We start from the raw sequence: 10742 nt of genomic DNA, 5'->3' as shown, positions 1-10742 counted from the left end.
CAGGTAAAATACCTTTACGATACATTTCCACACATTTTCTTTTGTACTCATAGCTGTAGCGCATAAAAATACCCTCCTTACTGTTTGTCCAGTAAAGAGGGTACATATCAATCACTGAGCTCTTCAAATAAACTAAATTTTTAAGAATCGACGCATTGAAATCACTGAACCTAATGCACCGATTAAAATACCAATTCCTACTAGCAATAGCATAATTTGAATTGAGAATGTTTCTGGTGTCAATAAACGATAACTTGCACCTAAAATTTGTGGTTGATTTAAAACTCGATAAGCAGCTTTATATCCAAAGAAGATAATTAAGCATGGTAAAATCGAACCAATGACACCAATCCAAGCACCTTCAAGGAAAAACGGCCAACGAATATAACCATTTTTGGCACCTACTAAACGCATAATTTGAATTTCGCGTTGACGAGACATAATCGTGATGCGGATGGTATTTGAGATTAAAAATACTGCAACAAATACTAATAATACCGCAGCACCTAAGCCCCAAGTACGCATACCTTGCGTAATTTTTAAAATTTTATCAGATGCTAAACCACCATAATCTGCACGGTGTACATTTTTTAATTTTGCAGCTTGTTCCGCTACTTTTTTAATCGTTTGTGGGTTTTTAGATTTGACAATAAAATTATCATAAAGTGGATTACTATCGCCTTCAAACATAGACCATACAGAACCCATACTTTCTTCTAATTTCTTTAATTCTTCATCCTTACTTGAAAATACCACAGACTTCACATTTGGTAAATCTTCAAGTTCTTTTTTTAATTTATTAATATCTTCTTGATTTGTACCAATATCGACTAATACCGAAATATCAACATTGTTTTCGATGTCTTCAGCCAATTTGGTTGCATTCATAATTAATGCTAAAAAGATTCCAAGTAAGGTTAGACTGATTGCTACAGCCGTCGCCGAAGCAACAGTCATCCAACCATTACGCTTTAAACTCTTTAGACTTTCTAATAAATGTCGGAAAAATGTTCTAATCATCGTAGCCATACTCTCCTTCCACTTGGTCACGTATGATGCGACCATTTTCAATCGCAATGACTCGATGACGAATCGTATTTACAATTGTACTATTATGAGTAGCCATTACTACAGTTGTACCTTGAGCATTGATACGCTCTAATAATTTCATAATTTCCCATGAATTTTCTGGGTCTAAGTTTCCAGTTGGTTCATCGGCAATTAAAACTTTGGGCATATTAACAATCGCACGAGCAATCGAGACACGTTGTTGTTCCCCACCAGAAAGTTCACTTGGAAATACACGTACCTTATGTTTTAAGCCAACTAAGTCTAAAACTTCCATAACACGCTTACGAATTTCACGAGGCTTTCTTCCGATTACTTGCATAGCATACGCAACATTTTCATAGACTGTTTTCTTAGGTAATAATTTATAGTCTTGGAAAACAACACCAATTTCTCTTCGTAAATAAGGAACTTCACGATTTTTAATTTTTAATAAATCATAACCAGCTACTTTTAACAAACCTTTTGTAGCTTTTTCTTCACGGTACATCAATTTGATAAAAGTAGATTTACCCGCTCCAGATGGGCCAACTACATATACAAACTCACCTTGATCAATGCTTACAGAAACATTACGAATGGCGGTTGTACCGTTTGGATATTTTTTCATAACATCCTTCATTTCTATCATGTGAATCTCTCCAAATCTTCATTCATACTGAAACATTATAACATGTCTTTGTTGCAAATTGCTTTCATTAAGTTACATTTTTATTTCATTACAATAACTTTTATTCAGATTTTTGATTCAAGCGATATTTTAAGTAGGCATCAATGAAGCCATCCAAATCGCCATCCATCACTGCTTGTACATTTCCTGTCTCAAAATTAGTGCGATGATCTTTTACCATAGAGTATGGATGAAAAACATAAGAGCGAATTTGACTCCCCCAACCTATCTCCATTTGCTCTCCTCTTAAGGCTAATGCTTCTTGCTCTTGTTTTTCTAATTCAAGTTGATAAAGTTTGGCCTTTAACATACTCATCGCTTGTTCTCTATTTTTTAATTGTGAACGCTGGGTTTGACACGAAACCACAATTCCTGTTGGTAAATGCGTAATACGTACTGCCGATTCGGTTTTATTGATATGTTGTCCACCAGCACCACTTGCTCTGAAAGTATCGATTTTCAATTCATCCGGACTAATATCAATATCAATCGTATCATCTAACTCTGGCATAATATCAACGGAACAAAAAGAGGTATGTCGACGTTTTGCCGAATCAAAAGGCGAAATACGCACCAAACGATGAACACCTTTTTCAGATTTTAAATACCCATAAGCATTATAGCCTTTAATTAATAGGGTCACACTCTTAATCCCTGCTTCATCACCTGCTTGATAATCGAGCGTTTCGACTTGGAATTGATGCTGTTCTGCCCAACGTGTATACATACGTAAAAGCATGCTGCCCCAGTCTTGTGATTCCGTTCCGCCTGCACCTGGATGTAACTCTAAAATAGCATTGTTATGGTCATATGGTTCATCTAAGAGCATTTGTAATTCATAAGCTTCTAACTCTTTTTGTAAATGCTCGATGTGCTGAACTAATTCTGATTCTAGCTGAACATCAGGTTCTTCTAATAGCAATTCAAGCATTACTTCAATCTCATCGTAACTTTCACTTAACTGCATAAACTTTTCATAAATTGCTTTATTGGCGTTATTCGCGTCAATCACTTTTTGGGCTTGGGCGGCGTCATCCCAAAAGTTAGGTTCGGCCATCTTTGCTTGTGCTTCAGCAATTTGTTCTTCTAAGCCATCTAAGTCAAAGAGACCCCCTAAAGCTTTTTATTTTTTCAGACATTTGTGCTAATTGATTTTTGATTTCTGCAATTTCCATTTACTTTCCTCTTTTCGTTCATTATTAATAAATGAAAACACGGGGCTGCCTAACTAGACAACCTCGTGAGTAATGTTATTTGACATTTTTTCCGTGACAGTTCTTATATTTTTTGCCACTTCCGCATGGGCATGGATCATTACGACCAACTTTTTCCACGCGGACAGGTTTACGTCCAGCTGAATTTGTATCATCAGTTAAATTAGTTTGTTGAAGTGTTTGTGTTTGTTCTCGTTGGACATTTTGACGAATTTCAGCTTTCATAAATAGCCGAGTCACTTCAAATTCTATAGCACCAATCATTTCTTCAAACATTGTAAAGCCTTCTGTTTGATAGGCAACTAATGGGTTATTTTGACCATAAGCACGTAAACCAATGGATTGTCGTAATTGGTCCATCGCATCGATATGCTCTGTCCAGTTAGCATCAACGACTCGCAAAATAACAACCTTTTCAAACTCAAGCATTTGTTCAGGGCTATTAATATGGGCTTTCTTTTCATCAAAAACTTCTTGTGCGCGATGGTAAAGGTAATCTTTAATTTCTTGTTGAGATTTCCCTTCTAAATCAGCCGTTTGAATGGTGTCTTCATGGACTAAAGCATTTTTCGCAAAGTCCACAATTGCTTCTAAGTTCCAGTCTTTCTGTTCAACTTGGGTGTGCGCCTCTACCATACGATCGATTGTACGTCTTACCATATTCATCAACACTTCATCTAGACTATCTTCAGCCATAATTATTTGTTGACGTTGACCATAAATCACTTCACGTTGTTCACGCATTACATCATCATATTGCAAGACATTTTTACGTGTATCATAGTTATTTCCTTCAACACGTTTTTGAGCCGCTTCAACTTGACGGGTAATCATCTTGCTTTGAATTACTGTGTCTTCATCAGCTAACTTCATACGATCAAATAGTTGTTTCACACGGTCTGAACCAAAACGTTTCATCAAATCATCTTCAAGTGATAAGTAAAATTGTGAAACACCTGGATCGCCTTGACGTCCAGAACGACCACGTAGCTGATTATCAATACGACGAGATTCATGACGTTCGGTTCCGATAACTGCTAATCCGCCTAATTCAGCCACTCCTAATCCTAATTTAATATCCGTACCACGACCAGCCATGTTTGTAGCAATCGTTACCGCACCTTTTTGACCAGCATTTAATATAATTTCAGCTTCTTTAAAGTGGTTTTTAGCATTTAACACTTCATGTGGAATACGTTCTTTTGTTAATAAATTAGATAATAATTCAGAAGTTTCCACCGCAACCGTACCTACCAAGACTGGTTGACCTTTGCGATAGCGTTCTTTAATATCTTGTACCACTGCTTTAAATTTGCTATTTAATGTTGTATACAAGATATCTGGACGGTCATCACGAATGACTGGTTTATTGGTTGGGATTTGAATAACTTGGATGTTATAAATTTCACGGAATTCTTCTTCTTCAGTCTTAGCAGTCCCGGTCATTCCCGCTAACTTCTTGTACATTCTAAAGAAGTTTTGGAAAGTAACAGTTGCCATTGTCTTCGTTTCGTCTTCAATATCAACATTTTCTTTTGCTTCAATCGCTTGGTGAAGACCATCAGAATATCGACGGCCATCCATAATACGACCTGTAAATTGGTCAACGATTAAAACTTTACCTTCTTGTACCACATAGTCAATATCACGTATCATAATATAATTTGCACGTAAAGCTTGATCTAAATGGTGAGTTAAGGCAGTATTTTCAATATCATATAGATTGTCTAATGCAAAATATTCTTCTGCCTTTTCAATCCCAGTTTCTGTTAAACTGATGGTCTTTGATTGAATATCAATTTTATAATCGACTTCTTCTTTCAGTTTCTTAACAAACATATCCGTCCGTGTATAAAGGGCAGTAGATTTTTCAGCTTGTCCTGAGATAATTAATGGTGTACGAGCTTCATCAATTAAAATGGAATCTACTTCATCGACAATCGCATAATTTAACGGTCTTTGCACCATTTGATGACGATATACCACCATATTGTCTCTTAAATAGTCAAACCCTAATTCATTATTTGTACTATAAGTAATATCACAAGCATAGGCTGCACGTTTTTCTTCAGGACTCTTAGAATTAATGTTTAATCCCACAGTTAAGCCTAACCAATTATATAATTCACCCATTTCAGTAGAGTCACGAGTTGCTAAATATTCATTAACAGTAACCACATGAACCCCTTCTCCAGTTAAGGCGTTTAGGTATACCGGCATGGTAGCAGTCAATGTTTTACCTTCCCCAGTACGCATTTCAGGGATATTACCATCGTGTAAAACAATCCCCCCCATTAACTGTACATGATATGGGTATAAACCTAAGACACGTTTAGCTGCCTCACGAACAACTGCAAAAGCCTCTGGTAATAATTGATCTAAAGTTTCACCTTTTTGATATCTTGCTTTGAATTCATCTGTTTTGGCTTGCAAATCTTCATCACTTAAAGCCGCCATCGCATCTGCATAGCTTTCCACTTGATTTGCAATTTTATCAAGACGTTTTAATTCTTTTTTATCATTCTCAATCATTTTACGAATAATATTTGCCATCTATTTAAAAACTCCTTTAATAATTTCTGCTCTAAGAACAATCTCCCTACCATTTTATCACTATTTTTAAAGAATTGAAATATTTTCAGTGTATTATCTTTTCATTATTCGATGATTTTTAGTTGAACTTTGTCTCATGGTGAAGATTTTTCTATTATTTTATCGAGTATATTAAAAAAACGTCAAGGAAAATATCCTTGACGCCCAAAGCTCATTTAATTTGTTTCGATTAAGCCATATTTACCATCTTTACGACGATATACGATGCTAATACCATTTGTTTCAGCATCTTCAAAGATAAAGAAATTATGACCTAACATATTCATTTGTAATACAGCTTCTTCACTATCCATTGGTTTTAATGAAAGGCGTTTTGTACGGACGATATCAGTTTCAGCTGCTTCTTCGTCAGCACTTTCATCTAATGTAAATACTGGCGCTTGATCAATAAGTGCCGTTTCGCGAGTTCGACGATTAATTTTTGTCTTGAACTTGCGAATTTGACGTTCTAATTTATCAACTACCAAATCTACACTGGCATATAAATCAGGTGAAGTTTCTTCTGCACGCAATACCAAATATGGAAGCGGAATGGTCACTTCTACTTTTGCAGTCTTTTCAGTATACACTTTTAAATTCACATGTGCAGTTGCATCAGGTGCATTATCAAAGTAGCGTTCCAATTTTCCTACTTTCTTTTCCACGTAATTGCGGATTGCCTCAGTAACTTCGATATTTTCTCCACGAACATTGTATCTAAACATAACAATTGCCCCTTTCATCTGCCACTAAAGAATGATAAAGGACCACTCTTTATCTTCTTCTTGACTTTATTATATCATAGTTTTGCAGAATTGCAATTAAACCGTTACCAAAAATACTTGTTTTTATAAAAAATCTAGTTATTTTTATCTTGCTAAGGTAAAAGTCCTAATCTTTTTAGGTTGATAAGGTAATAAACACTCCGCTGCATGAAACAAGGTCCTACCAGTTGTATATACATCATCTACCAAAATGATTTCTTGGTTCATAATCTTATTTTTATCAACATTTATTTCAAAAGGTTGCGGCATTAACAACCTTTCTTCCCGAGTTTTCTTCGCTTGAGCAGTCGTATCGAGTTTCCTTTTTAATAAACATTCATAGGCAATATCTGCCTCGGATAAGATTGCTTCCACTTGGTTAAACCCTCTAGCTTGTTGACGCTTTTCACTTAATGGAATGGGACAGACAATTGCATTTGGATAGTGTTTAAGGAATTTTTTTACCATCGGCACAAAGGTTTTTCGTAATTCATAATGACCTAAATACTTATATTGTTCAATCCACTCTGCAAAGCCATCATTATATTTAAAAATGGCCTCCTGATGAAAATCATAACTAGGATATAACTTTTGCCATCTTTTGCACTCATGACAGACTCCTGTTATTCCTTCTTTCTGACATTTTTCACACCCAGCTTTTATTGGGACAAACTTTTTCTGACACAAAGGACATAATTCACTACTTGCTAAGATAAAAGGAAATAACAATTCTTTTACTGTAAGATTACGAATAATTGCTTGCTGACAATAACTACACTTCATTTTCAATCAATTCCCTTGCTGAGCGATTCATTTCGCTAATTTCCTTACATGCTTGCTTGATCGCTGGCGTGTATTCATTCAATAAAAAATAGACATCACCATTTACTTTTTGCCCTTTACGATCTGCTCGGCCAGCAATTTGCACCAAAGCGGACTTACTATAAACTTTATGATGTGCTGCAATGACTATCACTGCAACTTCATCAATCGTAACCCCACGCTCTAGTATAGTTGTTGTAAAAAAGAGTTCATATTCATGTTGCCGCAATTTTTGAACCTTGATTTGTCTATTCGGATCAACAGCTGAAACATCGGTCATCGCAATTTGTGGTAAATGTTTTTTAGTAAATTGGCATAATTCACTCGTATACGCGATACTAGGACAAAAGATTAAAACATGCCACTTTTTCACTAATTGCGAAATCAACTGAAGATATCGCCTTGCAGCTAGTGGATGTTGCGTTAAATTATCGCAATGCTCATTATAGACTAATTTAGGTACGATCAAAGGTCTTTGGTGAAAACGAATGGGTAATTTGATTATTTCATAATTATCTAATGTTGTTAAACGTCTGAGCAAATGATTCGGAGGTGTGGCTGTAAGTAAAACATTCATGCCTCCTTCTTTCAAACATTGCACACTTGCAAAATGTAATATCTCATCCCCTTCATAAGGAAAAGCATCAATTTCATCAATAATCAATAAATCAAAAGCCTGATAAAAATGAATCAGCTGATGGGTTGTACAGACGATCAAGGTGTGTTCACGATAAATTTCTTTAGCATCCCCATACATTAAATAAACATCTTCATCTGAAAACGCCTGACAAATCCGGGGATAAAGTTCAAGACAAACATCTATCCTTGGGGATGAAATAGCCACTCGTTTGCCACTTTTTAAAAAGGTTAGTATTAATTCAAAAAGCATTTCCGTTTTGCCTGCTCCTGTTACCGCCCAAACCAAAGCATGATGCCGATGTTCTATACACTGATACAACTGATTGGCCACTTGTTGCTGATTTTTTGTTAGTTTGCCATGCCAAGTACAGACTGCATCTCTTGGTATTGTTGGAATATCTTTTTTAGAGCATAATACATCTTCTTGCGTCAGTCTGCCAAATTGAATACAATGCGGACAATAAAGCAAGCCATTAGGTAAAGTATAGCGACTATCTATTATTTGATTACACCGTTGACAGCGATTTTCTAATATTGCTGGCCGAATCCACCACTCATTCTCATTTAACTGTGCACTTTGCTCCATGCTCAAAACCTGCACATAACCATCTTCATACATAACATCACCTGCTCTGTTTTTTTGACTTCACTTATTAAATACGCAAAAAAAGCAAGATAGCGTGTCGCTAATCTTGCTTTTTTAAATTTTTTGATGAACTTGTAATAAATCCAAAGCATGCTGTAAAATATTTTGACTATTTAGCATACCATAATCAGTCATATCAATCACTTCAACAAGCGTCTGTTTATCTGATAAAAGCAACTGGAATTTATCTTTCATAAATCGAACTTGTGGACTCAAATACACCAAATCAGTTGGATGCTGCGCCACATAATCCAACGCTTCTTGTGTAGAGATGGCAGTCACTCTGACAGGTAAATCTTGTTCATATATCACTTGCTGCATTTTTGAAATTAACATACTCGAACTCATACCAATTGTACATACAAGCACCACATTTTTCATTTCCACTATAAAAAGCCCCTATTCCATTGTTCTTAAAACATATTATGTCTTTTTCTAATAATTTTGTCAATTTAATTGTAATAAAACATCTTTACTTGCATGAAAAAAATTTTTTAAATATACTACATTTGAATGGATAAAAGGAGATTAGTATGAAAGAAGCTTACTTTACAATTTACCAAAATGGTGAACACCAAATTGAAATTAAAAAATCAAAATTTATTTGTCATTTATTTCGCATCGAAAACGAAGAACAAGCCAAAGAATATATTGCAAAAATCAAAAAAGAACATTACAAGGCCAATCATAATTGTAGTGCCTATATGCTTGGTGAAAACTTCGAAATCCAACGAAGCTCTGATGATGGCGAACCTAGTGGAACAGCTGGTGTCCCCATGCTAGAAGTTCTGAAAAAGAATCAATTACAAAATACGCTTGCCATTGTCACAAGATATTTCGGGGGAATTAAACTTGGTGCAGGTGGCTTAATTCGTGCCTACTCTACAAGCGTGAGTGAAGCACTAAAAGAAATCGGCATTGTACAAGGAAAGCTACAACAAATTCTTGATATCATCATCGATTATCCTCAATTAGGAAAACTACAAAATTATCTAGAAAATGAACAAATTGCAATTCAAGAAATCGATTATTTAGAGCAAATTACGGTTAAAGTGGCCATCGATATCAATCAATGCGAATCTTTCCAGAATACGCTCATCGATTTATTTAACAACCAACTTTCCATCCAAATATTAGATCAAAAATACGTTGAAAATTTAATCTAAATAAAAAGATGAGCAGATTGATGTTTAATCTACTCATCTTTTACTATTTTTCAAGATAAAACTCAAAGCGACTTCCCACATACTGACTACGTACATATTCAAATGGCGTACCATCTTCAAAAAATGAAATTTGTCTCATCCGCAGAATCGCTTCCCCTTTTTTAACATCAAGATACTCAGCTACTTGTTCGGATGCTAAAATTGCGGTAATGGTCTGATTCGCCGCCCCAATTTGATAACCACCTTTTTCTTCAAAAGTGGCATATAAAGATGCGGTAATTTCTTCTTTACCAAATGGTCGAATAAGCCGTTCTGGAATCGAAGCCACCTCGAAACAAATAGGAATACCGTCAGCAAAACGAATCCGCTCCATCCTTAAAATCATTTCATCGTCAGCTAATTTCAATTTTTCCTTTTCGCTTTTACTTGGTGTCACAATCAAATAAGCCAAAACCTTACTTGATGGTACTCGACCTTGATTTAACATGATTTCAGTAAAACTGGTGGTCCCCTTCATTTGCTCTTGAACCTTTTGACGTGCAACATACGTACCAGAACCTATTTTACGTTCTAAAATTCCTTCATCGGCTAAAGTTTGAATTGCTTGCCGTAAAGTCATCCTACTTACACCAAACTGAATGGACAAATCTCTTTCAGACGGCAAACGATCACCAATTTTCCAATGATTTGCTTCGATTTTTTCTTTTATCTCATCATGAATACGAATATAAACCGGTACATTATCACCCATAAAAAAATCTCCTTCATCACTTTGCATTCATTTTAGCACACTTAAAAATCTTCATGCAATACACGATTCAAAAAGATAATAAAAAAACAAGGGCCGCTACCCTTGCTAAACGAATATATAACTGGGGTAGCTGGATTCGAACCAACGCATGAGGGAGTCAAAGTCCCTTGCCTTACCGCTTGGCTATACCCCAAGAAAGTGGAGGAGAGTGGATTCGAACCACTGAACCAAAAGGAACGGATTTACAGTCCGCCGCGTTTAGCCACTTCGCTACTCCTCCATATGATTATAGGAAAACCTAACTGGGGTAGCTGGATTCGAACCAACGCATGAGGGAGTCAAAGTCCCTTGCCTTACCGCTTGGCTATACCCCAAGAAAGTGGAGGAGAGTGGATTCGAACCACTGAACC

10 protein-coding genes and 3 tRNA genes are annotated in these 10742 nt (G+C 35.9%); 1 reads left to right on the top strand and 12 read right to left on the bottom strand.

The window, feature by feature from the left end; all coding sequences use genetic code 11:
- Window positions 1-132 precede the first annotated feature (132 nt).
- The 8 genes from ftsX to ACTQZM_RS10855 all read right to left on the bottom strand — a co-directional run bounded on the left by ftsX (window position 133) and on the right by ACTQZM_RS10855 (window position 8796).
- On the bottom strand, window positions 133-1020 hold the full coding sequence (ftsX, locus tag ACTQZM_RS10890) for a permease-like cell division protein FtsX (RefSeq protein WP_441653781.1): 888 nt from the start codon (window positions 1018-1020) through the stop codon (window positions 133-135).
- Window positions 1013-1699 carry a cell division ATP-binding protein FtsE gene (ftsE, locus tag ACTQZM_RS10885; RefSeq protein ID WP_248624839.1) on the bottom strand — a complete coding sequence of 229 codons (687 nt, stop codon included), beginning with the start codon at window positions 1697-1699 and terminating at the stop codon, window positions 1013-1015. Before ftsE ends, ftsX begins: the two co-directional genes overlap by 8 nt.
- Window positions 1700-1799: 100 nt before the next feature.
- Window positions 1800-2913 (bottom strand): peptide chain release factor 2 gene (prfB, locus tag ACTQZM_RS10880; RefSeq protein WP_441653780.1). Its coding sequence is split into 2 segments (ribosomal slippage): window positions 1800-2840 and window positions 2842-2913, totalling 1113 coding nucleotides; the frame shifts between segments, so codons are not numbered across the junction.
- Window positions 2914-2988: 75 nt separating this feature from the next.
- The gene (secA, locus tag ACTQZM_RS10875) at window positions 2989-5505 is read right to left on the bottom strand and encodes a preprotein translocase subunit SecA (protein WP_441653779.1); all 2517 of its coding nucleotides are present in this window, start codon (window positions 5503-5505) and stop codon (window positions 2989-2991) included.
- Between the two features lie 215 nt (window positions 5506-5720).
- Complete coding sequence (gene hpf, locus ACTQZM_RS10870) at window positions 5721-6269, bottom strand: ribosome hibernation-promoting factor, HPF/YfiA family (protein WP_016251836.1); 549 nt, start codon at window positions 6267-6269, stop codon at window positions 5721-5723.
- Window positions 6270-6413: 144 nt separating this feature from the next.
- Window positions 6414-7091 carry a ComF family protein gene (locus ACTQZM_RS10865; protein WP_441653778.1) on the bottom strand — a complete coding sequence of 226 codons (678 nt, stop codon included), beginning with the start codon at window positions 7089-7091 and terminating at the stop codon, window positions 6414-6416.
- Window positions 7081-8388: a DEAD/DEAH box helicase family protein gene (locus ACTQZM_RS10860; protein WP_441653777.1), complete on the bottom strand. Its 1308-nt coding sequence runs from the start codon at window positions 8386-8388 to the stop codon at window positions 7081-7083. Before ACTQZM_RS10860 ends, ACTQZM_RS10865 begins: the two co-directional genes overlap by 11 nt.
- A gap of 81 nt (window positions 8389-8469) precedes the next feature.
- Entirely contained in the window at window positions 8470-8796 is a 327-nt protein-coding gene (locus ACTQZM_RS10855; RefSeq protein WP_248624874.1) for a PTS sugar transporter subunit IIB, read from the bottom strand.
- Window positions 8797-8948: 152 nt separating this feature from the next.
- On the opposite strand from ACTQZM_RS10855, the gene ACTQZM_RS10850 reads away from it, so the two are divergent.
- Window positions 8949-9581 (top strand): YigZ family protein, encoded by a 633-nt coding sequence (locus ACTQZM_RS10850; RefSeq protein ID WP_441653776.1) that lies wholly within the window; start codon window positions 8949-8951, stop codon window positions 9579-9581.
- A 43-nt stretch (window positions 9582-9624) separates the two neighbouring features.
- Here the strand turns inward: ACTQZM_RS10850 and ACTQZM_RS10845 are convergent, their stop codons facing one another.
- From ACTQZM_RS10845 to ACTQZM_RS10830, 4 genes are all read right to left on the bottom strand, one after another.
- Window positions 9625-10332: a GntR family transcriptional regulator gene (locus ACTQZM_RS10845; protein ID WP_441653775.1), complete on the bottom strand. Its 708-nt coding sequence runs from the start codon at window positions 10330-10332 to the stop codon at window positions 9625-9627.
- A 121-nt stretch (window positions 10333-10453) separates the two neighbouring features.
- Window positions 10454-10525 (bottom strand) — tRNA-Gln (locus tag ACTQZM_RS10840).
- 6 nt (window positions 10526-10531) lie between these two features.
- Window positions 10532-10612 (bottom strand) — tRNA-Tyr (locus tag ACTQZM_RS10835).
- A gap of 22 nt (window positions 10613-10634) precedes the next feature.
- A tRNA-Gln gene (locus ACTQZM_RS10830) sits at window positions 10635-10706 on the bottom strand.
- Between the last annotated feature and the right edge of the window lie 36 nt (window positions 10707-10742).

It is taken from the genome of Enterococcus cecorum (assembly GCF_052119425.1).
GTDB classification, from domain to species: domain Bacteria; phylum Bacillota; class Bacilli; order Lactobacillales; family Enterococcaceae; genus Enterococcus_E; species Enterococcus_E cecorum_C.
Note: the sequence above shows the minus strand (reverse complement) of the source record. Positions and strands in the feature narration are given on the sequence as shown.